This is a genomic window from Enterobacter cloacae complex sp. I2, assembly GCF_014896205.1.
Lineage (GTDB): Bacteria > Pseudomonadota > Gammaproteobacteria > Enterobacterales > Enterobacteriaceae > Enterobacter > Enterobacter quasihormaechei.
Genome location: NZ_JADBRA010000008.1, coordinates 176,221 through 202,787 on the forward strand (window position 1 = coordinate 176,221; position 26,567 = coordinate 202,787).

Sequence of the window (26,567 nt, forward strand, 5' to 3'; positions counted from 1 at the left end):
ACAGGATAATGAAACTCGAATTCTCAGTTTATCGTTATAACCCGGATGTAGACGATGCTCCGCGTATGCAGGATTACACCCTCGAAGCGGAAGAAGGTCGTGACATGATGCTGCTGGATGCGTTAATCCAGCTGAAAGAACAAGATCCTACGCTGTCGTTCCGCCGCTCCTGCCGTGAAGGGGTATGTGGCTCTGACGGTGTGAACATGAACGGCAAAAACGGCCTGGCCTGCATTACGCCAATTTCAGCGCTAAACCGTCGTGGCCAGAAAATTGTTATCCGTCCTCTGCCTGGCCTGCCGGTCGTGCGTGATTTGGTGGTGGACATGGGACAATTCTATGCACAATATGAGAAGATTAAGCCTTACTTATTGAATAATGGGCAAAATCCACCCGCTCGTGAGCATTTACAGTCTCCTGAGCAGCGTGAAAAACTTGATGGATTGTATGAGTGTATTCTCTGTGCATGTTGTTCAACGTCGTGTCCGTCATTCTGGTGGAACCCGGACAAATTTATCGGCCCTGCGGGTCTGCTGGCTGCCTACCGCTTCCTGATCGACAGCCGCGATACCGAAACCGAGAACCGTCTGGAAGGATTAAGTGACGCTTTCAGCGTATTCCGCTGCCATAGCATCATGAACTGCGTCAGTGTGTGTCCTAAGGGGCTGAACCCGACGCGCGCCATCGGCCATATTAAGTCGATGCTGTTGCAACGCAGTGCGTAAGTAACAACGCCGGATGGCGCTGCGCTTATCCGGCCTACGAGACGGTAGGCCCGGTAAGTGCAGCGCCAGCGGACAGATTGCAGAAACCTTTAAAAACTGCCCTGAAGTTTAGACAGTTTCTAAAGGTTCCTTCGCGGGCCAAATGAAAAGAGCTCGCAGGTGAACCCCGGCACGTACACGGTGTGTGCGTGGTAGTTTCTACGGCGAAAGTAAGCATAAAAATGCTTAAGGGATCACGATGCAGAACGGCGCAATGAAAGCCTGGCTGGACTCTTCTTACCTCTCTGGTTCAAACCAGAGCTGGATAGAACAGCTCTATGAAGACTTCTTAACCGATCCTGACTCAGTGGACGCAAACTGGCGTTCCATGTTCCAGCAGTTGCCTGGTACAGGGGTCAAACCGGATCAATTCCATTCAAAAACACGTGATTATTTCCGTCGTCTGGCGAAGGATGCCTCACGTTACTCTTCTGCGATTTCCGACCCTGACACCAATGCGAAGCAGGTTAAAGTCCTGCAACTTATCAACGCTTATCGCTTCCGTGGTCACCAGCATGCGAATCTCGATCCGCTGGGACTGTGGCAGCAGGAACGTGTGGCCGATCTCGATCCGGCCTATCACGATCTGACCGAGGCCGATTTCCAGGAAAGCTTTAACGTAGGTTCTTTTGCTATCGGCAAAGACACGATGAAGCTGGGCGATCTGATTGACGCGCTCAAGCAAACCTACTGCGGCTCCATCGGTGCGGAATATATGCACATTACCTCCACCGAAGAGAAACGCTGGATCCAGCAGCGTATCGAATCCGTGGCAGGCCACGCGAATTTCTCAGCAGATGAGAAAAAACGTTTCCTGAACGAACTGACCGCAGCGGAAGGCCTTGAGCGCTATCTGGGCGCGAAATTCCCGGGCGCGAAACGCTTCTCACTGGAAGGCGGCGATGCGTTAGTCCCGATGCTGAAAGAGCTGATTCGTCATGCCGGCAAGAGTGGCACGCGCGAAGTGGTGCTGGGCATGGCGCACCGTGGTCGTCTGAACGTGCTGGTGAACGTGCTGGGTAAAAAACCGCAGGATCTGTTCGACGAGTTCGCGGGTAAACACAAAGAGCACCTCGGCACCGGTGACGTGAAGTACCACATGGGCTTCTCCTCGGATATCGAAACCGAGGGCGGTCAGGTTCACCTGGCGCTGGCGTTTAACCCGTCGCACCTGGAAATCGTCAGCCCGGTGGTTATCGGTTCCGTGCGCGCGCGTCTGGATCGTCTGGACGAGCCGAGCAGCAATAAAGTGCTGCCAATCACCATTCACGGTGATGCGGCGGTCACAGGGCAGGGCGTGGTTCAGGAAACCCTGAACATGTCGAAAGCGCGTGGTTATGAAGTGGGCGGTACCGTTCGCATCGTGATCAACAACCAGGTGGGCTTCACCACCTCTAACCCGCTGGATGCGCGTTCTACCCCGTACTGCACCGACATCGGTAAAATGGTTCAGGCGCCCATCTTCCACGTTAACGCGGATGACCCGGAAGCCGTTGCTTTCGTTACCCGTCTGGCGCTGGACTTCCGTAACACCTTCAAGCGCGATGTGTTCATTGACCTCTTCTGCTACCGCCGTCACGGCCACAACGAAGCGGATGAGCCAAGTGCAACCCAGCCGCTGATGTACCAGAAAATCAAAAAACACCCGACGCCGCGTAAAATCTACGCTGACAAGCTGGAAAGCGAAAAAGTGGCGACGCTGGAAGATGCGACCGAGATGGTCAACCTCTACCGCGACGCGCTGGATGCGGGTGAATGCGTAGTGAAAGAGCTGCGCCCAATGAACATGCACTCCTTCACCTGGTCGCCGTACCTCAACCACGAGTGGGATGAGAGCTACCCGAACAAGGTCGAAATGAAGCGTTTGCAGGAGCTGGCTAAACGCATCAGCACCGTGCCGGAAGCGATCGAGATGCAGTCTCGCGTGGCCAAAATCTACGGCGACCGCCAGGCAATGGCGGCGGGCGAGAAGCTGTTCGACTGGGGCGGCGCGGAAACGCTGGCTTATGCGACGCTGGTAGACGAAGGCATTCCGGTTCGCCTGTCCGGTGAAGATGCGGGCCGCGGCACCTTCTTCCACCGTCACGCGGTGGTGCACAATCAGTCTAACGGTTCAACCTATACCCCGCTTCAGCACGTGCATAACGGTCAGGGCCAGTTCAAGGTCTGGGACTCCGTACTGTCAGAAGAAGCGGTTCTGGCCTTTGAATACGGCTATGCCACCGCAGAACCGCGCACCCTGACCATCTGGGAAGCGCAGTTCGGTGACTTCGCCAACGGCGCACAGGTTGTTATCGACCAGTTCATCTCCTCCGGCGAGCAGAAGTGGGGCCGTATGTGCGGCCTGGTGATGCTGTTGCCGCACGGTTACGAAGGACAAGGACCGGAGCACTCCTCCGCGCGTCTGGAGCGTTATCTGCAACTCTGCGCCGAGCAGAACATGCAGGTTTGCGTGCCGTCCACCCCGGCTCAGGTCTACCACATGCTGCGTCGTCAGGCGCTGCGCGGTATGCGCCGTCCGCTGGTGGTCATGTCACCAAAATCACTGCTGCGCCATCCGCTGGCGGTCTCCAGCCTGGAAGAGCTGGCAAACGGCACCTTCCTGCCGGCCATCGGTGAAATTGACGAGCTCGATCCGCAGGCCGTTAAGCGTGTCGTAATGTGTTCTGGTAAGGTTTATTACGACCTGCTGGAACAGCGCCGTAAGAACGATCAGAAAGATGTCGCCATTGTGCGTATCGAACAGCTTTATCCGTTCCCGCATCAGGCGATGCAGGAAGTGCTGAAACAGTACGCTCACGTTCATGATTTTGTCTGGTGCCAGGAAGAGCCGCTTAACCAGGGCGCATGGTATTGCAGCCAGCATCATTTCCGTGAAGTGATTCCATTTGGGTCTGCTCTGCGTTATGCAGGTCGCCCGGCCTCCGCCTCTCCGGCGGTAGGGTATATGTCCGTTCACCAGAAGCAGCAACAAGATCTGGTCAATGACGCGCTGAACGTCGATTAATTAAAGGATACATAATGAGTAGCGTAGATATTCTTGTTCCCGACCTGCCTGAGTCCGTAGCAGATGCAACCGTCGCCACCTGGCACAAAAAACCAGGCGACGCGGTAACCCGCGACGAAGTGCTGGTAGAAATCGAAACTGACAAAGTGGTACTGGAAGTACCGGCTTCAGCGGATGGCATTCTGGATGCAGTCCTGGAAGATGAAGGTACGACCGTCACCTCTCGTCAGATCCTGGGTCGCCTGCGTGAAGGCAATAGCGCAGGTAAAGCGTCCAGCGCTAAATCTGAAGAGAAAGCGTCTACCCCGGCCCAGCGCCAGCAGGCTTCTCTGGAAGAACAGTCTAACGACGCGCTCAGCCCGGCGATCCGTCGCCTGCTGGCTGAACACAGCCTTGACCCGGCAGCCATCAAAGGCACCGGTGTGGGCGGTCGTCTGACGCGTGAAGACATCGACAAGCATCTGGCTAAAGCGCCTTCTGAGGCGAAAGCCGAAGCCAAAGCGCCTGCGGCAGCGCCAGCGGCACAGCCTCAGCTTGGCGCACGTAGCGAAAAACGCGTGCCGATGACCCGTCTGCGCAAGCGCGTGGCCGAGCGTCTGCTGGAAGCGAAAAACTCCACCGCGATGCTGACCACCTTCAACGAAGTCAACATGAAACCTATCATGGACCTGCGCAAGCAGTACGGTGACGCGTTTGAAAAACGTCACGGTATCCGTCTGGGCTTCATGTCCTTCTACGTGAAGGCGGTGGTTGAAGCGCTGAAACGCTACCCGGAAGTGAACGCGTCTATCGACGGCGATGACGTGGTTTACCACAACTACTTCGACGTCAGCATGGCGGTTTCTACCCCGCGCGGTCTGGTAACGCCAGTTCTGCGTGATGTGGATACCCTGGGCATGGCTGACATCGAGAAGAAAATCAAAGAGCTGGCCGTGAAAGGCCGCGACGGCAAGCTGACCGTAGAAGACCTGACCGGCGGTAACTTCACCATTACCAACGGCGGCGTATTCGGCTCGCTGATGTCTACCCCGATCATCAACCCGCCGCAGAGCGCGATCCTGGGTATGCACGCCATTAAAGATCGTCCGATGGCGGTAGACGGTAAAGTGGAGATCCTGCCGATGATGTACCTGGCTCTCTCTTACGATCACCGCCTGATCGATGGCCGCGAGTCCGTGGGCTTCCTGGTCGCGATTAAAGAGCTGCTGGAAGATCCAACGCGTCTGCTGCTGGACGTTTAGTGACTATTTAGCATCACCTGCCCTGTAGGCCGGATAAGCGTAGCGCTATCCGGCGCACAGACCGCGCCGGTCTGCAGGTTTGAAGATAACGATTACCCTGAAGGATGGATAGAACACATGAACTTACATGAATATCAGGCCAAACAGCTGTTTGCCCGGTATGGCTTACCGGCCCCGGTGGGTTATGCCTGTACTACCCCGCGTGAAGCAGAAGAAGCCGCGTCTAAAATCGGTTCCGGCCCGTGGGTAGTTAAATGTCAGGTTCACGCTGGTGGCCGTGGTAAAGCGGGCGGTGTGAAGGTCGTTAAGAGCAAAGAAGAGATCCGTGCGTTTGCTGAACATTGGCTCGGCAAGCGTCTGGTAACCTACCAGACAGACGCGAACGGCCAGCCGGTTAACCAGATCCTGGTGGAAGCAGCGACCGATATCGCGAAAGAGCTGTACCTGGGCGCAGTCGTAGACCGTAGCTCCCGTCGCGTGGTGTTCATGGCGTCTACCGAAGGCGGCGTGGAAATTGAAAAAGTGGCGGAAGAAACCCCGCACCTGATCCATAAAGTGGCTATCGATCCGCTGGCGGGCCCAATGCCTTACCAGGGTCGCGAGCTGGCGTTCAAGCTGGGTCTGGAAGGTAAGCTGGTTCAGCAGTTCACCAAGATCTTCATGGGTCTGGCAACCATCTTCCTGGAGCGCGATCTGGCGCTGATCGAGATCAACCCGCTGGTGATCACCACCCAGGGCGACCTGATCTGCCTCGACGGCAAGCTGGGCGCTGACGGCAACGCACTGTTCCGCCAGTCCGATCTGCGTGAAATGCGCGACCAGTCTCAGGAAGATCCGCGTGAAGCGCAGGCTGCACAGTGGGAACTGAACTACGTGGCGCTGGATGGCAACATCGGCTGCATGGTTAACGGTGCGGGCCTGGCGATGGGCACCATGGACATTGTTAAGCTGCACGGCGGCGAGCCGGCGAACTTCCTCGACGTGGGCGGTGGCGCAACCAAAGAGCGCGTAACCGAAGCGTTCAAAATCATTCTCTCTGACAGCAACGTTAAAGCCGTTCTGGTTAACATCTTCGGCGGTATCGTCCGTTGCGACCTGATCGCCGACGGTATCATCGGTGCGGTAGAAGAAGTGGGCGTTAACGTTCCGGTTGTTGTCCGTCTGGAAGGAAACAACGCTGAACTCGGCGCGAAAAAACTGGCTGACAGCGGCCTGAATATTATTGCAGCGAAAAGTCTGACGGATGCAGCTCAGCAGGTTGTTGCCGCAGTGGAGGGGAAATAATGTCCGTTTTAATTAATAAAGATACCAAGGTTATCTGCCAGGGCTTCACCGGTAGCCAGGGGACTTTCCACTCCGAACAGGCGATTGCCTACGGCACGCAGATGGTTGGCGGCGTAACGCCAGGTAAAGGTGGCACCACGCACCTGGGCCTGCCGGTGTTCAACACCGTGCGTGAAGCCGTAGAAGCGACCGGCGCAACCGCGACCGTGATCTACGTTCCGGCGCCGTTCTGCAAAGACTCCATTCTGGAAGCGATCGACGCAGGCATCAAACTGATCATCACCATTACCGAAGGTATCCCGACGCTGGATATGCTGACCGTGAAGGTGAAGCTGGATGAAGCGGGCGTGCGCATGATCGGCCCGAACTGCCCAGGCGTGATCACCCCGGGCGAATGCAAAATCGGCATCATGCCGGGCCACATTCACAAGCCGGGTAAAGTGGGCATCGTGTCCCGTTCCGGTACCCTGACCTATGAAGCGGTTAAGCAGACCACCGACTACGGTTTCGGCCAGTCTACCTGTGTAGGCATCGGCGGTGACCCGATCCCGGGCTCAAACTTCATCGACATCCTGAAGCTGTTCCAGGAAGATCCGCAGACCGAAGCGATCGTGATGATCGGCGAGATCGGCGGTAGCGCCGAAGAAGAAGCGGCGGCTTACATCAAAGATCACGTCACCAAGCCGGTAGTGGGTTACATCGCGGGTGTGACCGCGCCGAAAGGCAAGCGTATGGGTCACGCGGGCGCGATCATCGCTGGCGGTAAAGGTACGGCAGATGAGAAGTTTGCCGCGCTGGAAGCCGCAGGCGTGAAGACCGTTCGCAGCCTGGCGGATATCGGCGAAGCGCTGAAATCCATCATTAAGTAAATCCTCTCTGCTCCCCGGATGGGGAGCGTTAAAGTATAAAAATGTCCGTTTCGACATGGTTGGCCGCTGTATAGCGGCCTTTTTTTTACATGACGACGCTGAAACCGGCAAAGAGGGTGAATTTCGGCAGATTGTCCCCGTCGTGCGCAACCGTCCATTGCGGCTCGACAAAGGCGCTGACCACTTTTCCTCCCACTCCCCAGGCGCGCCCGCCGCCAATGCCAACCGGAATGTAATAATCATCCGACTCCCGATCCCAGGTCCAGATGCCCGAGCTGCGCAAGTACCAGCCGCCCTGAAACTTATAGATAAAGATCGGCTGGAACGTCGCGGTCTCTACGTCGTCGCGCGCGTCGTCTCCGGCAAAGCTTTTCTGCCATTGCACCAGCGTGCCCGCCATCCAGCCGGGGGTGGATTTGATCGCAACGGCAGAGAGTCCGCCCTGCCATTTGCCGCTGCCCAGCGCGTCGTCGCTGGCGGAGTCTGCCGTGATGAGCGGCCCCACGCCAATTTTTACCCCTTCCTGTTTGAGCAGGAAAATATCAAATAAGTTGATATCGCCAGGCCCGGTCTTATAGCCCTGCGGCTGTGGGCGGGTTGCCATCGGAACGGTTAAGCGAAGGATCTGCGGCACGGGCACCCAGCTGTTAGCGGCTAACGGAACGGTTGCGCGAAAGAGCGTATCGTTGAGATGCCGATCGCTGTTGTAAAGCTCAGGCGTGTAGTAATCCTGAAGCGCAACGGAGGTCGAAAGGTGTAACGGGTTGGTGGCTTTTTCAATGGCATCCTCTACCGCGGCGTGGCCGAGAGCCGGCATCAGCATCATCAGGCCGGGTAACAGTAAACGGTTTCGCATGTTGTCCTCCTTACCATAGATATTGCAGACGGAATGACCAGGTGGTGACGTCCGGCGAGCCATCCCGCTGATGCGTGGTGTCGGTGTAGGCAATCATCCCCCCAAAACGCGGGCTTAGCATGAAGCCCAGAGAGCCGCCAAGCAGCACGTTCTCCTGCTCGTCGTCCTGCAACGTTCCGTCAACGCGGGTTTCGCCGCCTTTCGTCCAGCTGGAGTCCAGCGAGAGCCAGAGCGCGGGCGAGAGGGTATAGCTCCAGTGGCCCTCGAGGGTGTAGAGCGGGCGCTGTTCCAGACGGCTGTTTTGCTGGTAGTCGTTATTGTCGGTGAAAAAACTGACCCAGCTGTTCAGCTCCAGCCAGGTCGGCCCGAGCGGCACGCCGAACGCCAGCTCGGGCTTAAAGGCCCAGCGGTTCGCGCCGATGTTGATCGCGTTATCGCTGTCATAGTCTCCCGTGGGGAGGGTGAGCCAGAGCGCGCCCGTCAGGAACATCTCCGGCTGCCAGCGCTTAAATTCCTCCACGCTGAGCGCCGGGCCGCCGAACAGGTTATGGGCAAAGACCACCTGGGTATCACCGAGGTTTTCATGATTGAGCGAACCGGTAAGGTAGTTGGCATTATCCAGCGAGGCCGTCAGGCTGGCGTAGGGCTGGATGACCTGTATCGCTGAAACGCGTCCGTCGATATCGAACGAATGCGCGTAGCGTAAAACGTACACGTCCGCGTCCACGCTGGCGCCATCGGCGGGAAGGTTTCCGTCGAGCGAGGTATTGGTATGAACATTGTTGTAATAGCCGAAGATGAGATTGGTGTCCTTCGGCAGGTTTTGCCAGTCGCGGGCGTTATCGGCCCGCACGTACAGCGGCAACAAAACCAGCAGCAGGCCTGCGATCAGAACGATAATGGCCACCACGAGATGACGTTCAGATTTTTGCATAACATTGTCCCGTTATGTTTTTGCAATAAGCGCCCCCGCCCGCGCGGGCAGGGGCGGGCAAGGGTCAGGGGGTGACGATGTTGAACATCTGCGGGAAGGTATCCAGCAGATCCAGCAGCTCCTTCAGCTTCTGGGTGCTGCCGTCGACGCTGAGCTCGCCATCAGCGATACTCTTGTCCAGCGGCTGCTGGTGGTTTATCAAATGGGACATCCCGGCCACGCTGGTCTTCACGCTGAAGTCAGGGTCGCTGAAGGGGAGATCCTTGTGGTACATGATGACGCTGTTGTTAAGCGCGATCCCCCATTTGTCGCCGTCAGGCAACGTCCAGTTGAAGCGCAGCTGTTTGCCGTTGGCCTTCGGCCCGTTAAGCGCCACGCCCATATAATCAAGCAGGGCTTCAGGGGCAATGCTGGCGGTTAAATCGCTGTCCATTGTCGACCCGGCCGGGATAACCGGAACGCCGTCGCGCAGCTCTTTCGCGCCGCTCAGGTACTCATTGCGCCAGAGCGCGTTCTCGCTCTGCCAGCCGAGCTGGGAGAAGACGTCCGCCTGTAGCGCCTTAGCCTGCTTGTTCTCCGGGTTGGCGAAAATCAGATGGTTAAGAAGCTGTGGGGCCCAGCGATAGTCTCCGCTGTTCACCGCCTGCTGCGCCTGCTGGTAGACCTGCTTCTCGCCGCCCATCAGGTGAATATATTTAGGCGCGGCCTCTTTTTCGGGGAGAGGATTCAGGTTAGCGGGGTTACTGTCGTACCAGCCCATGTAATACATATACATGCCTTTGGCATTGTGGCTGACCGTGCCGTAGTAGCCCTGGTTGGCCCAGTTTTTCGCGAGGCTGTCCGGCAGGCGGATGGTCTCGGCGATTTCATCCATGGTATAGCCCTTGTTGATCAGATTAAGCACCTGATCGTTGAGGTATTTATACATGTCGCGCTGGTCGCCCATGTACTTCCTGATGCGGGCGTTGTCCCACATAGGCCAGAGGTGCTGGCTGATGGTGATTTGCGCTTTATCGCCGTAGGTGACGAGCGCTTTGTCCAGCGCTTTCCACCAGTTCACCGCGCTACGCGCCTTGGCGCCCCGCAGGGTATAGAGGTTGTGCATGCTTGGGTTCAGCAGCTCCGTGGTGTCCAGCACGTTGAACTGCGGGAACCACATCATCATCTCGGACGGTGCCTCCGTACCGGGAACCAACAGGAACTCTATATCAATACCGTCTATGTTCACCCGGTCGCCGGATTTATTCACGATATACGTCGGAGCGATTAAGCTGTTTTTGCCGGTTGCCAGCGATTTGCCCATGCCGTTATCCACGTGGCCTTCTGGCCCGGGTTTCAGCATCATGCCGTACATATAGAGCGCCCGGCGGCTCATCGCGTTTCCCGCCAGAAGGTTTTCGCTGGTGGCTTCCTCCATGAATCCATCCGGCGCGTAGATTTTCACCTTGCCGCTCTTCACGTCGCTCTCGGAAACGACGCCCTTCACGCCGCCGAAATGATCGACATGGCTATGCGTATAAATGACGGCAACAATGGGCTTTTTCGGACGGTGCTGATAATAAAGCTCAAGCGCCGCACGGGCGGTATCGGTCGCCACCAGCGGATCGATAATAATAATGCCGCTGTCGCCCTCAACAATGGTCATGTTGGAAATATCCAGCCCTCGTACCTGATACATTTTATCGGTGACTTTAAATAACCCGGAAATATTGTTGAGCTGGGCGTGGCGCCATAAAGAAGGGTTAACCGTTGCCGGGGCATCCCCCTTGAGGAAAGACCAGCCGTCAATATTCATTACGGTTTTGCCGCCGTCGGTTTTAATTACCGGCGCGGTGAGCGTGGCGATAAATCCGCGTTTCGCGTCAGCGATACCCTGCTGGTCGGTGAAGTCCAGCGTTTTATAGACGGCGGCATTGCGCTCTTTCGTATAGGCAGAAGGGCTGGGGGCGCTGTCGTTTGCGCTGGCCTGAAAAGCGAACAGCGTGAAAAGACTAACTGCAATCAGAGTCGGTTTCATATCCTGCATCCTTAGGTGATAAATCTCACGCTAAGAGTGCGGCAAAGCAGATTCGGAAAAGACAAATTATATCCGCAGCTACTCTAAATCGGCGGAAATAAAAACAAAAGTGGCGGTAATTATTGATTATTTGTATGAGACTGGCGAAACAGCCACCACAAGGGATGCGCGCGCTGATTGTGTCGCGCGTCGAAAAACAAATGTGATGCTCTGCACAGAATTCTATTCATGAAATAAATAGCCGGAAAATGCATTTTTACAATAAACCACGAAATGCAATGGCAAATAATTAAATGTCAGCGATATCCTAACGCGAAGCTATTAGGACATCGCCTCTTAATGATGGCGCCGGGCAATTAAGGTGAAGCGATAGTCGTCGCTTTTAAAGCTGTTGCGGCTGTACTCAAACAGCGTCCCGTCATTAAGAAAGCCGCGGGAGATTTTTTCAAGAATCGGGCGGGAAGGATCGATTCCCAGTGCCTCGATGGTTTCTGGCGTAGGGTTTACCGCGACGATCTCCTGCTCGCTCCGGTCAATGACCATCTTCTTTATCTGCTCAATGTAGTGGTACTTAGAGTTTTCCATCACTTCCCAGGTGAGATCGGGGAAAAGCGCCAGCGGCATCCACGTCTCTTCCAGCGTAACCGGCTTTTGCTTGATAAAGCGGACGCGCTTAACGTGCCAGACCTTATCGCCTTCGGCGAGCGCCATCGTTGCCGCCAGCGCCGCATCGGCTTTAATCACTTCGAACACCCGCACGTCGCTGTGGGTTTCCACGCGTCTGTCCGCCAGCTTTTCGTAAAAGCTGGTGAGCTGGTAGATGTCGTAATTAACCCGTTCCTCTTTAACGTAGGTGCCGCTGCCCTGAACGCTCTCCACGATGCCCTGCTCGGTCAACAGCTTCAGGGCCTGCCGGACGGTTACGCGGCTCACGCCGTAGGTGGCCTGGAGCGCGGATTCGGTCGGCAGCGCGTCCCCGGCGGCCAGCACGCCCTGCTGGATCTGATCCCGCAGGGTATCCGCGATCTGACGATATTTCGGTTTTCCGCTCATGCACGCCCGTTGTCTTGTTCGGTTAATACCATTGATGACGATTATGCCTCGGCGGATGAAATTGTAAATAATACAAATTAAATACAAATGATCGCTAAACATGAAAATGATCACATAATCGTCTTATTCGCTCTGCGATACTCTCGCCAGTCTGTTTACGGGAGTAACAATAATGATGAACCTGACGGCGTTAACGCATCCAGATGCGCTCTGCCTGAACGTGCGATTCCGCAGTCGCGATGAGGCCATAGACGCGCTGGCCGGCAGGCTGGCCCGGTGTGGCGCAGTCTCCGATCTGGCGCTTTTTTTGCGTGATGTCCACCAGCGTGAGGCCCAGGGGCCGACGGCGCTGGGAGAGGGGCTTGCCGTTCCGCACGGGAAATCGGTGGCCGTGAACAGGGCTGCGTTTGCCGTGGCGACGCTCGCCGATCCGCTGGAGTGGGAGGGGGTGGATGGCCCCGAACGCGTGGAGCTGATTTTTCTGCTCGCCATTCCGCCAGCCGAAGCGGGATCGACGCATATGCAGCTATTAACCGCGCTCACCACCCGTCTGGCGGACGATGCGCTTCGCGCACGCGTCATGAGCGCCACCACCGCGGACGCGCTGCTTGCTGCCCTTGACGATGCGCCGCAGCCTGAGGAAAGCGCGCTTTTGGCCGACGCCCCGACGGTTGTCTGCGTAACCGCCTGTCCGGCCGGGATCGCCCATACCTATATGGCCGCAGTATATCTCGAAAAAGCGGGACGTAAGCTCGGCGTCAATGTGGTGGTCGAGAAGCAGGGGGCGAACGGCATTGAGGGGCGCATTACCGCTCAGCAGCTGCGGGAAGCCAAAGCGTGTATCTTCGCGGCGGAAGTGGCGATCAAAGAGAGCGAACGCTTTCAGGGGATCCCCGCCATTTCCGTACCCGTGGCAGAACCCTTACGTCATGCGGAAGCGCTCATTGAGCGAGCGCTGGCGCTAGAGCCAGTATCCGATGCGCGCCCTGCGCATGTCGACACAGACACCAAAAAGCGCGTTAAAACCGAACTTAAGCAGGCGCTTCTTAGCGGCATCTCCTTTGCGGTGCCGCTGATTGTCGCTGGCGGCACGGTGCTGGCCGTGTCGGTACTGCTGGCGCAAATCCTGGGCTTGCAGCATCTGTTCGATCAGGAAAACTCGTGGCTGTGGATGTACCGCAAACTGGGCGGCGGGATGCTCGGTATTCTGATGGTTCCTGTACTCGCGGCCTATACCGCTTACTCGCTGGCGGATAAACCTGCGCTTACGCCAGGTTTTGCTGCGGGTCTGGCCGCCAATATGATTGGTTCCGGTTTTCTGGGGGCCATCGTCGGCGGGCTGATTGCGGGTTACCTGATGCGCTGGGTGAAAAACCACATCCGGCTGAACAGCCGCTACAACGGCTTTCTGACCTTTTATCTCTATCCGGTGATGGGCGTGCTGGGTGCAGGCAGCCTGATGCTGTTTGTGATTGGCGAACCGGTGGCCTGGATCAATAACGCCCTGACAGCCTGGCTTAACGGGCTGTCCGGCGCGAATGCGCTGCTTCTGGGCGCGATTCTGGGCTTTATGTGCTCGTTCGATCTGGGCGGCCCGGTCAACAAAGCCTCTTATGCGTTCTGCCTGGGGGCGATGGCCAACGGCGTCTACGGGCCTTATGCGATCTTTGCCTCCGTCAAAATGGTATCGGCCTTTACCGTGACGGCGTCAACGATGCTGGCCCCGAGCCTGTTTAAACAGTTCGAAATTGAGACCGGCAAATCTACCTGGCTGCTGGGGCTGGCGGGCATCACCGAAGGGGCAATTCCGATGGCTATCGAGGATCCGCTGCGGGTCATCGGCTCATTCGTTCTGGGATCAATGGCGACTGGCGCGATTGTCGGGGCGATGGGCATTGGGCTTTCCACCCCGGGAGCGGGCATTTTCTCGCTCTTCTTACTGCATGATGCCGGGCTGGGTGGCGTGATGGCCGCTGCGGGCTGGTTTGGCGCCGCGCTGGTTGGCGCCGCCATTTCTACGCTCATGTTACTGCTCTGGCGACGTCACGCCGTGAAGAGCGGCACCTACGTGACTGAAGACATTACATCCTAAACACGCACCGACAGGAAACGAAGATGAAAGCTGTATCTCGCGTTCATATCACGCCACATATGCACTGGGACCGTGAGTGGTACTTCACCACCGAAGCGTCACGTATTCTTCTGGTCAATAATATGGAAGAGATCCTCACCCGTCTTGAACAGGATGCAGAGTACAAATACTACGTCCTCGACGGCCAGACGGCGGTGCTGGAAGATTATTTTGCCGTGAAGCCGGAAAGCAGACCACGCGTGAAAGCGCTGGTGGAGGCCGGGAAGCTGATCGTGGGTCCGTGGTATACCCAGACGGATACCACCCTTGTCTCCGGCGAGTCGATTGTCCGCAATCTGATGTACGGCATGCGCGACTGCATGGCCTTTGGCGAGCCGATGAAAATTGGCTATCTGCCGGACTCCTTCGGCATGTCTTCCCAGCTGCCGCACATTTATAACGGTTTTGGCATCACGCGCACCATGTTCTGGCGCGGGTGCTCCGAGCGGCACGGTACCGATAAAACCGAATTTCTCTGGCAAAGCCAGGACGGCAGCGAAGTGACGGCACAGGTGCTGCCCTTGGGCTACGCGATTGGTAAGTACTTACCGGAGGATGAAGACGGGCTGCGGAAACGGCTCGACGCCTGGTTAGAGGTGCTCGAAAAAGCCTCCGTGACGAAAGAAATTTTGCTGCCTAACGGCCACGACCAGATGCCGCTTCAGCAGAACATCTTTGCGGTGATGGATAAGCTTCGCGAAATCTATCCGCAGCGTCAGTTTGTGATGAGCCGCTTCGAGGAGGTATTTGACCACATCGACGCGCACCGCGATGAACTGGCAACCCTGAAAGGGGAGTTTATTGACGGTAAATACATGCGGGTGCACCGGACCATCGGCTCCACGCGGATGGACATCAAAATCGCCCACGCCCGGATAGAAAACAAAATCGTCAACGTTCTTGAGCCGCTGGCCACGCTTGCCTGGACGCTGGGCTTTGAGTATCACCACGGCCTGCTGGAAAAAATGTGGAAAGAGATCCTCAAGAATCACGCCCACGACAGTATCGGCTGCTGCTGTAGTGACAAAGTGCATCGCGAGGTGATGTCCCGCTTCGAGCTGGCGGAAGACATGGCCGATAACCTGACATGCTTCTATATGCGCAAGATTGTCGACAACATGCCGCAAAGCGATGAAGACAAACTGGTGATGTTTAACCTGACGCCCTGGCCGCGCGAGGAAGTGATTAACACCACGATACGTCTGCGCGCCAGCCAGTTCCGCCTGCTGGACGATAAGGGGAATGACATTCCTTATTACCTCCGCAGCGCGCGCGAGATCGACCCCGGGCTGATTGATCGGCAGATTGTGCATTACGGCAACTATGAGCCCTTTATGGAGTTCGACATCCAGCTCAACCAGATCCTGCCATCAATGGGTTACCGCACGCTGTTTATCGAACCGCACGTGGCCGGCAAGCTGCTGGCGCCAGAAAATGCGTCGGCGGCGCTGCTGGAAAATGCGTTCTGGGAAATTACGTTAAATGATGACGGGTCGCTGCGCCTGCGCGACAAAGAGTCCGGGCTGATTTATGACCGCGCGCTGGAAATAGAAGAGAGCTCGGATGATGGCGACGAGTACGACTACTCGCCCTCTCGGGAAGAGTGGCGGCTCACTTCCGCGCAGGGCGAGCACGACGTTGAGATGATCCACGAGGCCTGGCAGAGCAGGGCGGTGATCCGCCATCGCATGGCCGTGCCGGCGAATCTCAACGAACGTTCTGCGCGTCAGCAGACGGGGATGCTTGAGGCAGAACTGACGGTCACGCTCGGCCATAACAGCCGGCGTATCGACGTTGAGGCGCGTCTCGGCAATCACGCGGATGACCATCGCGTGCGGGTGCTGATCCCGACGCCGTTCACCACGGAGGCTGTGCTGGCCGATACCCAGTTCGGTTCGCTGACGCGCCCCGTACGGGATGAAGCGATGGCGAACTGGCAGGAGGAAGGATGGAAGGAAGCGCCGCTGCCGGTGTGGAACCTGCTCAACTACGCGGTGCTCCAGGAACGGCGTAACGGGATGGCGCTGTTCACCGAAGGGTTGCGCGAATTTGAGGTGACCGGCGAGCGTCAAAAAACATTTGCCCTGACGTTGCTTCGCGGCGTGGGGCTGCTTGGAAAAGAGGATTTACTTTTGCGTCCGGGCAGGCCGTCCGGGATCAAAATGCCGGTGCCGGATTCGCAGGTGCGGGGCCAGCTACGCTGTCGCTTCAGCCTGTTCACGTTTACCGGCACGCCCGTGAGTGCCGGCGTTGCGCAGCAGGCGAAGTCGTGGTTAACGCCGGTGCACTGTTACAACAAAATCCCCTGGGATGCGATGAAGCTTAACCGCACCGCCTTCACCACGCCCGGCAGCTACAGTCTGCTAACGCTTTCGCCAAACGGATGCGTGCTCAGCGCGCTGAAGAAAGCAGAAGATCGTGACGAGATGATAGTGCGTCTCTACAACCCGTCCGAGACGCAATCCTGCGACGTTGCCCTGCCAGTGAACCGCGTGGTGCTGGCCTGTTGCGAAACGAACATGAATGAGATGCCCGACGCGGCAGGGGAGGAGAGTGCGGGCATTTCTGGTCCATTCCGTCCGTGCCAGTCCCGAACCTTTAGCGTCAGGATAGAGAGGTAATACCAGGCATAACAAAAGGCCGCGGGGGATGCGGCCTTTTTTTCATTAAAAAGTCACACAGGGGTGTTAATTTTAATGCCGCTAAAGGTGAATAAAATGTAATCATTTATTCTGATGGCAAAGTAATAAAAAAATACTGTGAAGCGGATAACAGAATATGTTTCGTCGTCCACAAAATTCGATTTTCCTGTCGCGTTAATAAAAATCACAACTGTTTATATTCTCTCCTGCCTTTTATAACGCCGCGCGCTCAAAAATATACATGTCATTAACAAGGTCTTTACTATGCATACCACAAAGAAACATCGTTAACAGATGCCAGCGTTTTTGATTTAAATCAATGTTTAATGCTTGGAAAAAGGCTCCAAAAGGCGTTAAATTGTTCCCGATCAAAATGGCCGAAAAGTGGTAATTTTGCTATAAATTGATCGCCGTCGAAAAACGTAAATCTGTTCGAATAAAAACCTGTTTATTGTAAGGGTTTTGCAGCGTATTATATTTACGGGATCAATTTGGTTTTTTCTTAACGTATTTGTAACCTTTCATCGTTGCTTTTTCCCCCCTCCGGAGAATAAGCAACGAAGAAGGGACGCAGATAACTTTGTATTGGGGCATGCGTGTGGATCCTTATCTAACGGGGTTCACTCTCGGAGTCTTCATGCGATGAGCAAGGAGTCATAATGTTAGACGTAGTCGAACTGTCGCGCTTACAGTTTGCCTTGACCGCGATGTACCACTTCCTGTTTGTGCCGCTGACGCTGGGTATGGCGTTCCTGCTGGCGATCATGGAAACGGTTTACGTCCTCTCCGGCAAACAGATTTATAAAGATATGACCAAGTTCTGGGGCAAGTTGTTTGGCATCAACTTTGCGCTGGGCGTGGCAACCGGTCTGACCATGGAGTTCCAGTTCGGGACTAACTGGTCTTACTATTCCCACTACGTTGGGGATATTTTTGGTGCGCCGCTGGCCATTGAAGGTCTGATGGCCTTCTTCCTCGAATCCACCTTTGTAGGTCTGTTCTTCTTCGGTTGGGACCGTCTGGGTAAAGTCCAGCATATGGCGGTAACCTGGCTGGTGGCATTAGGCTCCAACCTGTCCGCGCTGTGGATCCTGGTGGCGAACGGCTGGATGCAAAACCCCATCGCGTCTGATTTCAACTTCGAAACCATGCGTATGGAGATGGTCAGCTTCGCTGAACTCGTCCTGAACCCGGTTGCACAGGTGAAATTCGTCCACACCGTGGCGTCTGGCTACGTCTGCGGCGCGATGTTCGTGCTGGGCATCAGCTCCTACTATATGCTGCGCGGTCGTGACTTCGCGTTTGCGAAACGCTCCTTTGCTATCGCAGCAAGCTTCGGCATGGCGGCGATTCTGTCCGTTATTGTTCTGGGTGATGAATCCGGTTACGAAATGGGCGACGTGCAGAAAACCAAGCTGGCCGCGATTGAAGCGGAATGGGAAACCCAGCCGGCGCCTGCCGCGTTTACCCTGTTCGGCGTGCCTGACCAGGATGCGCAAGAAAACCGCTTCGCCATTCAAATTCCTTACGCTCTGGGTATTATCGCCACGCGCTCCGTCGACAAACAGGTTACTGGCCTGAAAGATCTGATGGTGCAGCATGAAGAGCGTATTCGTAACGGGATGAAAGCCTACTCGCTGCTGGAACAGCTGCGCGCCGGTTCTACCGACCAGGCCGTTCGCGATCGCTTTAACGACGTGAAAAAAGACCTGGGCTACGGCCTGCTGCTGAAACGCTATACCCCGAACGTCTCCGACGCGACGGAAGAGCAGATTCAGATGGCAACCAAAGACTCCATTCCACGCGTTGCGCCGCTGTACTTTGCGTTCCGCATCATGGTCGGTTGCGGCATTATTATGCTGCTGATCATCGCGGCCTCGTTCTGGTCCGTCATTCGTAACCGCATCGGCGAGAAAAAATGGCTGCTGCGCACCGCGCTGTACGGTATTCCACTGCCGTGGATCGCGATTGAATCCGGCTGGTTTGTCGCGGAGTATGGCCGTCAGCCGTGGGCAATTGGTGAGGTGCTGCCAACCGCGGTAGCGAACTCCTCCCTGACCGCAGGCGACCTGATCTTCTCCATGCTGCTCATTTGCGGTCTGTACACCCTGTTCCTGGTGGCTGAACTGTTCCTGATGTTCAAGTTCGCGCGCCTTGGCCCAAGCAGCCTGAAAACCGGTCGCTACCACTACGAGCAGTCTGCTGTGACGACTCAGCCGGCACGCTAAGACAGGAGTCATCAAATGATCGATTATGAAGTATTGCGTTTTGTCTGGTGGCTGCTGATCGGCGTTCTGCTGATTGGATTTGCGGTCACCGATGGTTTCGACATGGGCGTGGGCATGCTCACCCGTTTCCTCGGTCGTAATGACACCGAGCGTCGAATCATGATTAACTCCATCGCCCCGCACTGGGACGGTAACCAGGTGTGGCTGATCACCGCAGGCGGCGCGCTGTTCGCTGCCTGGCCGATGGTCTACGCGGCTGCGTTCTCCGGCTTCTATGTGGCGATGATTCTGGTGCTGGCTTCTTTATTCTTCCGTCCGGTGGGTTTTGACTACCGTTCCAAGATTGAAGACACCCGCTGGCGTAACATGTGGGACTGGGGCATCTTCATTGGTAGCTTCGTTCCACCGCTGGTCATTGGTGTGGCGTTCGGTAACCTGTTGCAGGGCGTACCGTTCCACGTCGACGAATATATGCGTCTGTTCTACACCGGTAACTTCTTCCAGCTGCTGAATCCGTTTGGTCTGCTGGCGGGCGTGGTGAGCGTGGCGATGATTATCACCCAGGGCGCAACCTACCTTCAGATGCGTACCGTGGGTGAACTGCACCTGCGTTCCCGCGCAACCGCGCAGGTTGCAGCGCTGGTGACGCTGGTCTGCTTCGCTCTGGCAGGCGTGTGGGTGGTGTACGGTATTGATGGTTACGTGGTGACCTCCGCGATCAACCATACTGCACCGTCTAACCCGCTGACCAAAGAAGTGGCGCGTCAGGCCGGTGCATGGCTGGTGAACTTCAACACGACCCCTGCGCTGTGGGCTATCCCGGCTTTGGGTGTGCTGCTGCCGCTGCTGACCGTGCTGACGTCTCGTCTGGAGAAAGGCGCTCTGGCGTTCGTGTTCTCCTCCCTGACGCTGGCGTGCATCATCCTGACCGCGGGTATTGCGATGTTCCCATTCGTGATGCCGTCCAGCACCATGATGAATGCTAGCCTGACCATGTGGGATGCAACCTCCAGCCAGCTGACGCTGAACCTGATGACGTATGTTGCTTGCGTATTCGTACCGATTATCCTGCTCTACACCAGCTGGTGTTACTGGAAAATGTTCGGTCGTATTACCAAAGAACATATCGAAAGCAACACCCACTCTATGTACTAAGTAAGGAGCTGAATATGTGGTATTTCGCATGGATTTTAGGGACGCTTCTTGCCTGTGCATTTGGTGTCATCACTGCCCTGGCGCTTGAGCATGTTGAAGCGTCCAAAGCAGGTGAAGAAAAGCACTAATGAACATTATCGCAACGTTATATGCGGTAATGGATAAGCGCCCCCTGAGGGCGCTTTCCCTCATTATGGCATTACTGCTGGCGGGCTGTATTTTCTGGGACCCGTCGCGCTTCGCGGCAAAAACCAGCGAGCTTGAGATCTGGCACGGCTTCCTGATTATGTGGGCGGTGTGTGCAGGGGTCATTCACGGCGTTGGCTTTCGTCCGAAAGCGCTTCACTGGCAGGGCATCTTCTGCCCGCTGATTGCCGATCTGGTACTCCTCGCCGGTTTGATTTTCTTCTTCTTCTGAATAAGAAATGTCCGTTAACGATATGGGCTTACCCGAGCCCATAAAAATTTACTCTCCGTTTACTTTCCCCCATTCCAAACCATCATTCCCGCGCGTATAGTAGCGAAGTTTGAAAGCTCCAACTTTTCTTGTATTACCGGGATGTAAAGTGAATACAACGCTGTTTCGATGGCCGGTACGTGTCTACTACGAAGATACCGATGCCGGTGGTGTGGTCTACCACGCCAGCTACGTTGCTTTTTATGAACGGGCACGCACAGAGATGCTGCGCCATCATCACTTTAGTCAACAGGTGCTGTTGGCTGAGCGAGTTGCCTTCGTGGTACGCAAGATGACGCTTGAGTATTTTGCGCCTGCCAGACTCGACGATATGCTCGAAGTCCAAACAGAAATTACATCAATGCGCGGAACTTCACTGGTTTTCACGCAGCGGATAGTCAATGCAGAGAACACGGTACTGAACTCAGCTGAAGTCCTGATTGTCTGTGTTGATCCAACCATAATGAAGCCTCGTGCGCTTCCTAAGTCTATTGTCGCGGAGTTTAAGCAGTGACTGACATGAATATCCTTGATTTGTTCCTGAAGGCAAGCCTTCTGGTTAAACTTATCATGTTGATTTTGATTGGTTTTTCAATCGCATCCTGGGCCATCATCATCCAGAGAACGCGTATCCTCAATGCCGCTGGCCGCGAAGCCGAAGCGTTTGAAGATAAGTTCTGGTCGGGTATCGAGCTTTCTCGTCTGTACCAGGAAAGCCAGGGACGCCGTGATAGCCTTTCAGGCTCCGAACAAATTTTCTATAGTGGTTTCAAAGAGTTCGCTCGCTTACACCGTGCTAACAGCCATGCGCCGGAAGCCGTAGTAGAAGGTGCGTCGCGTGCGATGCGCATCTCCATGAACCGCGAACTGGAAAATCTTGAAACGCATATTCCGTTCCTCGGCACCGTGGGTTCCATCAGCCCGTATATCGGCCTGTTTGGTACGGTGTGGGGGATCATGCACGCCTTTATCGCGCTGGGCGCGGTGAAGCAGGCGACGTTGCAGATGGTTGCACCGGGTATCGCAGAAGCACTGATCGCGACCGCAATCGGTCTGTTCGCCGCAATTCCGGCGGTGATGGCGTACAACCGTCTGAACCAGCGCGTGAACAAACTGGAACTGAACTACGACAACTTTATGGAAGAGTTCACCGCGATTCTGCATCGTCAGGCGTTTACCAGCACCGAGAGCAACAAGGGGTAAACCATGGCCAGATCGCGTGGACGAGGTCGTCGCGAGCTCAAGTCCGAAATCAATATCGTTCCGTTACTGGACGTGCTGCTGGTGCTGCTGCTGATCTTTATGGCGACAGCGCCCATCATCACCCAGAGCGTGGAAGTTGATCTGCCGGATGCGACAGAATCACAGGCGGTAAGCACCAATGACGATCCTCCGGTTATCATTGAGGTTTCCGGCGTAGGGCAGTACAGCGTGGTGGTGGAGAAAGATCGTATGGATCAGCTTCCCCCTGAGCAGGTTATTGCTGAAGCGCAACGACGCCTGGAGTCAAATCCGAAGACGGTCTTCTTAATCGGTGGTGCGAAAGACGTACCATATGATGAAATTATCAAAGCGCTGAACTTGCTACATAGCGCGGGCGTTAAGTCAGTTGGCTTAATGACTCAGCCTATTTGATCATCTGCGTAGTTTTTGGGAACCGATAGTGTCAAAGGCAACCGAACAGAACGACAAGCTTAAGCGAGCGATAATCGTCTCCGCAGTGCTGCACGTGATTCTTTTTGCAGCGCTGATCTGGAGTTCGTTCGATGAGCACATTGATGCATCGGGCGGTGGTGGAGGTTCATCCATCGACGCCGTCATGGTAGATCCCGGTGCGGTAGTGCAGAACTATAATCGTCAGCAACAGCAGCAGGCGAGCGCAAAGCGTGCGGAAGAACAGCGTGAAAAACAGGCGCAACAGCAGGCGGAAGAGCTGCGTGAAAAGCAGGCCGCCGAGCAGGAACGTCTGAAGCAGCTTGAGAAAGAACGTTTGCAGGCGCAGGAAGCGGCGAAAGAGCAGGCGGAGCAGCAGAAACAGGCTGAAGCCGCAGCGAAGCAAGCCCAGGAACAGCAGAAGCAGGCGGAAGAGGCGGCAGCCAAAGCCGCAGCAGACGCGAAGGCGAAGGCAGATGCTCAGGCTAAGTTAGCCGCAGAAGCCGCGAAGAAAGCGGCTGCTGATGCTCAGAAGAAAGCGGAAGCGGAAGCGGCGAAGAAAGCGGCTGCTGACGCGAAGAAGAAAGCGGAAGCGGAAGCGGCGAAAAAAGCGGCTGCCGACGCACAGAACAAAGCCGAAGCGGAAGCCGCGAAGAAAGCTGCCCAGGAAGCCGAGAAGAAAGCGGCTGCTGATGCTGCGAAAAAAGCGGCCGCCGCCGAGAAAGCTGCGGCAGAAAAAGCCGCCGCTGCGGAAAAAGCTGCCGCTGACAAAAAAGCAGCCGCTGAGAAAGCCGCTGCCGATAAAAAAGCGGCTGCCGAAAAAGCCGCGGCTAAAAAGGCCGCAGCCGCTGAGAAAGCTGCTGCTGCCGCCGGTGTAGACGACCTGCTGGGTGACCTGAGCTCCGGTAAGAATGCACCGAAAACGGGCGGTGGGGCCAAAGGAAATGGACAGCCGTCAAAAGACAGCGGTACCTCCGGAGCCAACGGTGGGGCAACAGGTGCAGATATCAGCGCTTATGCCAAGCAGATCCAGGTTGCGATTCAGAGCCGACTCTTTGATGCAGGCCTGTATCAGGGCAAGCAGTGCGTACTGCACATCAATCTTGCGCCAGACGGCAGGTTGAAAAGCGTGACGTCTGAAGGGGGCGATCCTGCGCTCTGTCAGGCTGCGTTGGCCGCAGCCAGATCGGCGAACATTCCTAAACCGCCTAGCGAGGCTGTTTATGAAAAGATAAAAGATGCCAAACTGGACTTTAAGCTGTAATCAACTCTTCTAACGGAAGTCTGAAAAACAGTCTATGGTCGTAAACAGGATAAGTAGTTTTGTCTATTTGGGTTTGTTAACATTCTGCTAAATTATCGTGGGTAAGGTTACCCAGATAAGGGAGATATGATGAAGCAGGCATTACGTGTAGCAGTTAGTTTTTTAATGCTGTGGGCAGCTGTACTGCACGCAGAAGTACGCATTGAGATCACCCAGGGGGTGGACTCAGCGCGTCCAATCGGTGTCGTTCCGTTCCAGTGGGCAGGCCCGGGCGCTGCGCCTGAAGATATTGGCGGCATTGTTGCAGCTGACCTGCGTAACAGCGGTAAATTTAACCCGTTAGATCGTTCTCGTCTGCCGCAGCAGCCGGGTACCGCGCAGGACGTTCAGCCTGCTGCATGGTCTGCGCTGGGTATTGATGCGGTGGTTGTCGGCCAGGTTACCCCTGCACCAGACGGCGGCTATAACGTTGCGTATCAGCTGGTGGATACCGGCGGTGCGCCGGGTACCGTTCTGGCTCAAAACACCTATAAAGTGAACAAGCAGTGGCTGCGTTATGCAGGCCACACGGCGAGTGACGAAGTGTTTGAGAAGCTGACCGGGATTAAAGGTGCGTTCCGTACCCGTATCGCGTACGTTGTGCAGACCAACGGCGGCCAGTTCCCTTATGAGCTGCGCGTCTCTGACTACGATGGTTACAACCAGTTCACCGTACACCGTTCTCCGCAGCCGCTGATGTCTCCGGCATGGTCTCCAGACGGCTCCAAGCTGGCGTACGTGACCTTCGAGAGCGGCCGTTCCGCGCTGGTTATCCAGACGCTGTCTAACGGTGCCGTGCGTCAGGTTGCGTCCTTCCCGCGTCACAACGGTGCGCCTGCGTTCTCTCCGGACGGGACTAAACTGGCGTTTGCCCTGTCTAAAACCGGTAGCCTGAACCTGTATGTAATGGACATTGGCTCTGGCCAGATCCGCCAGGTAACCGATGGTCGTAGCAACAATACTGAACCAACCTGGTTCCCGGACAGCCAGAATCTGGCCTTCACGTCTGACCAGGCGGGTCGTCCACAAGTTTATAAAATGAATATCAACGGCGGAGCAGCGCAGCGCATTACCTGGGAAGGTTCTCAGAACCAGGATGCTGACGTCAGTGCCGATGGTAAAACAATGGTAATGGTCAGCACTGCGGGTGGTCAGCAGCACATTGCCAAACAAGATCTGGTAACGGGAGGCGTACAAATACTGTCGTCAACGTTCCTGGATGAAACGCCAAGTCTGGCACCTAACGGCACCATGGTAATCTACAGCTCTTCTCAGGGGATGGGATCCGTGCTGAATCTGGTTTCTACAGATGGGCGTTTCAAAGCGCGTCTTCCGGCAACTGATGGACAGGTAAAATCACCTGCCTGGTCGCCGTATCTGTAATAATAATTAATTGATTACTAAAGGAATCTTAGAAATGCAACTGAACAAAGTGCTGAAGGGGCTGATGATCGCTCTGCCTGTAATGGCAATCGCAGCGTGTTCTTCTAACAAGAACGCAAGCAATGACCAGAGCGGCGAAGGCATGATGGGTGCCGGCACCGGTATGGACGCTAACGGCAATGGCAATATGTCTTCTGAAGAGCAAGCGCGTCTTCAGATGCAGCAGTTACAGCAGAACAACATCGTTTACTTCGACCTGGATAAATACGACATCCGTTCTGACTTCGCTGCAATGCTGGATGCGCACGCAAACTTCCTGCGTAGCAACCCGTCTTACAAAGTCACCGTAGAAGGTCATGCGGACGAACGTGGTACCCCAGAGTACAACATCTCCCTGGGTGAACGTCGTGCAAACGCTGTTAAAATGTACCTCCAGGGTAAAGGCGTTTCTGCTGACCAGATCTCCATCGTTTCTTACGGTAAAGAAAAACCAGCAGTACTGGGTCACGACGAAGCGGCTTACTCCAAAAACCGTCGTGCCGTACTCGTTTACTAAGAGAATTGCATGAGCAGTAACTTCAGACATCATCTGATGAGTCTGTCGTTACTGGTTGGAATAGCGGCCCCCTGGGCCGCTTTTGCTCAGGCACCAATCAGTAGTGTCGGCTCAGGCTCGGTAGAAGACCGGGTCACTCAGCTCGAGCGTATTTCTAACGCTCACAGTCAGCTTTTAACTCAACTCCAGCAGCAACTTTCCGACAACCAGAACGATATCGATTCCCTTCGCGGTCAGATCCAGGAGAGTCAGTATCAGCTTAATCAGGTTGTGGAGCGCCAGAAGCAAATTTTGTCGCAGATGGATAGCCTGAGCAGCGGCGGTGCGGCTGCACAGCCCGCAGCAGGCGATCAAAGCGGTGCGGCGACGCCTGCTCCAGCGGCAGATGCCTCAGCGTCGTCTGGAGCGCCTGTACAGAGCGGTGACGCGAATACGGACTATAACGCGGCCATTGCCCTGGTGCAGGACAAATCGCGCCAGGACGATGCTATCGTTGCATTTCAGAACTTCGTGAAGAAGTACCCTGATTCCACTTACCAGCCCAATGCGAACTACTGGCTGGGTCAGTTGAATTACAACAAGGGTAAAAAGGATGATGCGGCGTTTTATTTTGCCTCTGTGGTGAAAAATTACCCGAAATCACCGAAAGCGCCGGATGCGATGTTTAAAGTTGGCGTGATCATGCAGGACAAAGGCGACACGGCTAAAGCCAAAGCGGTTTATCAGCAGGTGGTTGCTAAATTCCCGGGCACCGACGGCGCCAAACAAGCGCAAAAACGTTTAAGTTCGATGGGTTGATTACCGCATGACCAGAAATCGCGTTATTTCTGGTCGTGCAGCATGATTCCTAAGCAGTTAAGTGATCTTCATCGAAATTTTTGTTGCGCAGAATTCTTAAATCAGTAATATATGCCGCCGTTGCCACGGGATATCAAACAACGTGAAAGCAGCGCAAAAGTGGGTCGTTAGCTCAGTTGGTAGAGCAGTTGACTTTTAATCAATTGGTCGCAGGTTCGAATCCTGCACGACCCACC

Annotated in this window: 22 protein-coding genes and 1 tRNA gene; 19 read left to right on the forward strand and 4 right to left on the reverse strand. The window is 55.5% G+C overall.

The genetic code is table 11. The features are described 5' to 3' along the window. Positions 1 to 8 precede the first annotated feature (8 nt). The 5 genes from IM300_RS09305 (at position 9) to sucD (ending at position 7,165) form a co-directional block, all read left to right on the forward strand. Positions 9 to 725, forward strand: coding sequence for a succinate dehydrogenase iron-sulfur subunit (locus IM300_RS09305; protein WP_193036255.1), 717 nt, complete (start codon positions 9 to 11; stop codon positions 723 to 725). Between the two features lie 238 nt (positions 726 to 963). Next, positions 964 to 3,771, forward strand: coding sequence for a 2-oxoglutarate dehydrogenase E1 component (sucA, locus tag IM300_RS09310; RefSeq protein ID WP_063449342.1), 2,808 nt, complete (start codon positions 964 to 966; stop codon positions 3,769 to 3,771). Positions 3,772 to 3,785: 14 nt separating this feature from the next. Then, positions 3,786 to 5,012: a 2-oxoglutarate dehydrogenase complex dihydrolipoyllysine-residue succinyltransferase gene (gene odhB / locus IM300_RS09315; RefSeq protein ID WP_193036257.1), complete on the forward strand. Its 1,227-nt coding sequence runs from the start codon at positions 3,786 to 3,788 to the stop codon at positions 5,010 to 5,012. Between the two features lie 117 nt (positions 5,013 to 5,129). Beyond that, entirely contained in the window at positions 5,130 to 6,296 is a 1,167-nt protein-coding gene (gene sucC / locus IM300_RS09320; RefSeq protein ID WP_017384968.1) for an ADP-forming succinate--CoA ligase subunit beta, read from the forward strand. Beyond that, the gene (sucD, locus tag IM300_RS09325; RefSeq protein ID WP_006809578.1) at positions 6,296 to 7,165 is read left to right on the forward strand and encodes a succinate--CoA ligase subunit alpha; all 870 of its coding nucleotides are present in this window, start codon (positions 6,296 to 6,298) and stop codon (positions 7,163 to 7,165) included. Before sucC ends, sucD begins: the two co-directional genes overlap by 1 nt. Before the next feature lie 85 nt (positions 7,166 to 7,250). Here the strand turns inward: sucD and IM300_RS09330 are convergent, their stop codons facing one another. The 4 genes from IM300_RS09330 to IM300_RS09345 form a co-directional block, all read right to left on the reverse strand. Continuing rightward, a complete protein-coding gene (locus tag IM300_RS09330) occupies positions 7,251 to 8,021 on the reverse strand; it encodes a hypothetical protein (protein ID WP_193036259.1) in 771 nt (256 codons plus the stop codon). A gap of 10 nt (positions 8,022 to 8,031) precedes the next feature. Next, positions 8,032 to 8,955: a transporter gene (locus IM300_RS09335; protein ID WP_193036261.1), complete on the reverse strand. Its 924-nt coding sequence runs from the start codon at positions 8,953 to 8,955 to the stop codon at positions 8,032 to 8,034. Between the two features lie 64 nt (positions 8,956 to 9,019). Beyond that, positions 9,020 to 10,972 (reverse strand): alkyl/aryl-sulfatase, encoded by a 1,953-nt coding sequence (locus IM300_RS09340; RefSeq protein ID WP_193036263.1) that lies wholly within the window; start codon positions 10,970 to 10,972, stop codon positions 9,020 to 9,022. A gap of 336 nt (positions 10,973 to 11,308) precedes the next feature. Further along, positions 11,309 to 12,025 carry a GntR family transcriptional regulator gene (locus IM300_RS09345; RefSeq protein ID WP_063866117.1) on the reverse strand — a complete coding sequence of 239 codons (717 nt, stop codon included), beginning with the start codon at positions 12,023 to 12,025 and terminating at the stop codon, positions 11,309 to 11,311. A gap of 175 nt (positions 12,026 to 12,200) precedes the next feature. Here IM300_RS09345 and mngA point away from each other — a divergent pair, with 175 nt between their 5' ends. The 14 genes from mngA to IM300_RS09415 all read left to right on the forward strand — a co-directional run bounded on the left by mngA (position 12,201) and on the right by IM300_RS09415 (position 26,565). Next, complete coding sequence (gene mngA, locus IM300_RS09350; RefSeq protein WP_193036271.1) at positions 12,201 to 14,117, forward strand: PTS 2-O-a-mannosyl-D-glycerate transporter subunit IIABC; 1,917 nt, start codon at positions 12,201 to 12,203, stop codon at positions 14,115 to 14,117. A gap of 23 nt (positions 14,118 to 14,140) precedes the next feature. Next, positions 14,141 to 16,777, forward strand: a complete 2,637-nt coding sequence (mngB, locus tag IM300_RS09355) for a mannosylglycerate hydrolase (protein ID WP_193036265.1) — start codon at positions 14,141 to 14,143, stop codon at positions 16,775 to 16,777. Positions 16,778 to 17,457: 680 nt separating this feature from the next. Next, complete coding sequence (gene cydA, locus IM300_RS09360; protein WP_063449338.1) at positions 17,458 to 19,026, forward strand: cytochrome ubiquinol oxidase subunit I; 1,569 nt, start codon at positions 17,458 to 17,460, stop codon at positions 19,024 to 19,026. A 15-nt stretch (positions 19,027 to 19,041) separates the two neighbouring features. Next, positions 19,042 to 20,181 carry a cytochrome d ubiquinol oxidase subunit II gene (gene cydB, locus IM300_RS09365; protein ID WP_063449337.1) on the forward strand — a complete coding sequence of 380 codons (1,140 nt, stop codon included), beginning with the start codon at positions 19,042 to 19,044 and terminating at the stop codon, positions 20,179 to 20,181. A 14-nt stretch (positions 20,182 to 20,195) separates the two neighbouring features. After that, the gene (gene cydX, locus IM300_RS09370; RefSeq protein WP_006177208.1) at positions 20,196 to 20,309 is read left to right on the forward strand and encodes a cytochrome bd-I oxidase subunit CydX; all 114 of its coding nucleotides are present in this window, start codon (positions 20,196 to 20,198) and stop codon (positions 20,307 to 20,309) included. Next, the gene (gene ybgE, locus IM300_RS09375) at positions 20,309 to 20,599 is read left to right on the forward strand and encodes a cyd operon protein YbgE (protein WP_003858596.1); all 291 of its coding nucleotides are present in this window, start codon (positions 20,309 to 20,311) and stop codon (positions 20,597 to 20,599) included. The genes cydX and ybgE overlap by 1 nt, the downstream gene beginning before the upstream one ends. A 148-nt stretch (positions 20,600 to 20,747) precedes the next feature. Continuing rightward, positions 20,748 to 21,152 carry a tol-pal system-associated acyl-CoA thioesterase gene (ybgC, locus tag IM300_RS09380; RefSeq protein WP_003858593.1) on the forward strand — a complete coding sequence of 135 codons (405 nt, stop codon included), beginning with the start codon at positions 20,748 to 20,750 and terminating at the stop codon, positions 21,150 to 21,152. Continuing rightward, positions 21,149 to 21,841 (forward strand): Tol-Pal system protein TolQ, encoded by a 693-nt coding sequence (gene tolQ / locus IM300_RS09385; protein ID WP_072201887.1) that lies wholly within the window; start codon positions 21,149 to 21,151, stop codon positions 21,839 to 21,841. The genes ybgC and tolQ overlap by 4 nt, the downstream gene beginning before the upstream one ends. 3 nt (positions 21,842 to 21,844) lie before the next feature. Further along, on the forward strand, positions 21,845 to 22,273 hold the full coding sequence (gene tolR / locus IM300_RS09390; protein WP_003858589.1) for a colicin uptake protein TolR: 429 nt from the start codon (positions 21,845 to 21,847) through the stop codon (positions 22,271 to 22,273). A gap of 28 nt (positions 22,274 to 22,301) precedes the next feature. Then, positions 22,302 to 23,555, forward strand: coding sequence for a cell envelope integrity protein TolA (tolA, locus tag IM300_RS09395; protein ID WP_193036267.1), 1,254 nt, complete (start codon positions 22,302 to 22,304; stop codon positions 23,553 to 23,555). 129 nt (positions 23,556 to 23,684) lie between these two features. After that, on the forward strand, positions 23,685 to 24,977 hold the full coding sequence (gene tolB, locus IM300_RS09400) for a Tol-Pal system beta propeller repeat protein TolB (protein WP_063866121.1): 1,293 nt from the start codon (positions 23,685 to 23,687) through the stop codon (positions 24,975 to 24,977). Positions 24,978 to 25,011: 34 nt separating this feature from the next. After that, entirely contained in the window at positions 25,012 to 25,533 is a 522-nt protein-coding gene (gene pal / locus IM300_RS09405) for a peptidoglycan-associated lipoprotein Pal (RefSeq protein ID WP_003858578.1), read from the forward strand. 9 nt (positions 25,534 to 25,542) lie between these two features. Further along, complete coding sequence (cpoB, locus tag IM300_RS09410; protein WP_063449334.1) at positions 25,543 to 26,331, forward strand: cell division protein CpoB; 789 nt, start codon at positions 25,543 to 25,545, stop codon at positions 26,329 to 26,331. A gap of 161 nt (positions 26,332 to 26,492) precedes the next feature. Further along, positions 26,493 to 26,565 (forward strand) — tRNA-Lys (locus IM300_RS09415). The last annotated feature ends 2 nt before the right edge of the window (positions 26,566 to 26,567 follow it).

Bases quoted from the DNA above. Each gene is read 5' to 3' on its own strand.
- IM300_RS09305 (WP_193036255.1), top strand. From the start codon at position 9: ATGAAACTCGAATTCTCAGTTTATCGTTATAACCCGGATGTAGACGAT.
- sucA (WP_063449342.1), top strand. From the start codon at position 964: ATGCAGAACGGCGCAATGAAAGCCTGGCTGGACTCTTCTTACCTCTCT.
- odhB (WP_193036257.1), top strand. From the start codon at position 3,786: ATGAGTAGCGTAGATATTCTTGTTCCCGACCTGCCTGAGTCCGTAGCA.
- sucC (WP_017384968.1), top strand. From the start codon at position 5,130: ATGAACTTACATGAATATCAGGCCAAACAGCTGTTTGCCCGGTATGGC.
- sucD (WP_006809578.1), top strand. From the start codon at position 6,296: ATGTCCGTTTTAATTAATAAAGATACCAAGGTTATCTGCCAGGGCTTC.
- IM300_RS09330 (WP_193036259.1), bottom strand. From the start codon at position 8,021: ATGCGAAACCGTTTACTGTTACCCGGCCTGATGATGCTGATGCCGGCT.
- IM300_RS09335 (WP_193036261.1), bottom strand. From the start codon at position 8,955: ATGCAAAAATCTGAACGTCATCTCGTGGTGGCCATTATCGTTCTGATC.
- IM300_RS09340 (WP_193036263.1), bottom strand. From the start codon at position 10,972: ATGAAACCGACTCTGATTGCAGTTAGTCTTTTCACGCTGTTCGCTTTT.
- IM300_RS09345 (WP_063866117.1), bottom strand. From the start codon at position 12,025: ATGAGCGGAAAACCGAAATATCGTCAGATCGCGGATACCCTGCGGGAT.
- mngA (WP_193036271.1), top strand. From the start codon at position 12,201: ATGAACCTGACGGCGTTAACGCATCCAGATGCGCTCTGCCTGAACGTG.
- mngB (WP_193036265.1), top strand. From the start codon at position 14,141: ATGAAAGCTGTATCTCGCGTTCATATCACGCCACATATGCACTGGGAC.
- cydA (WP_063449338.1), top strand. From the start codon at position 17,458: ATGTTAGACGTAGTCGAACTGTCGCGCTTACAGTTTGCCTTGACCGCG.
- cydB (WP_063449337.1), top strand. From the start codon at position 19,042: ATGATCGATTATGAAGTATTGCGTTTTGTCTGGTGGCTGCTGATCGGC.
- cydX (WP_006177208.1), top strand. From the start codon at position 20,196: ATGTGGTATTTCGCATGGATTTTAGGGACGCTTCTTGCCTGTGCATTT.
- ybgE (WP_003858596.1), top strand. From the start codon at position 20,309: ATGAACATTATCGCAACGTTATATGCGGTAATGGATAAGCGCCCCCTG.
- tolR (WP_003858589.1), top strand. From the start codon at position 21,845: ATGGCCAGATCGCGTGGACGAGGTCGTCGCGAGCTCAAGTCCGAAATC.
- tolB (WP_063866121.1), top strand. From the start codon at position 23,685: ATGAAGCAGGCATTACGTGTAGCAGTTAGTTTTTTAATGCTGTGGGCA.
- pal (WP_003858578.1), top strand. From the start codon at position 25,012: ATGCAACTGAACAAAGTGCTGAAGGGGCTGATGATCGCTCTGCCTGTA.
- cpoB (WP_063449334.1), top strand. From the start codon at position 25,543: ATGAGCAGTAACTTCAGACATCATCTGATGAGTCTGTCGTTACTGGTT.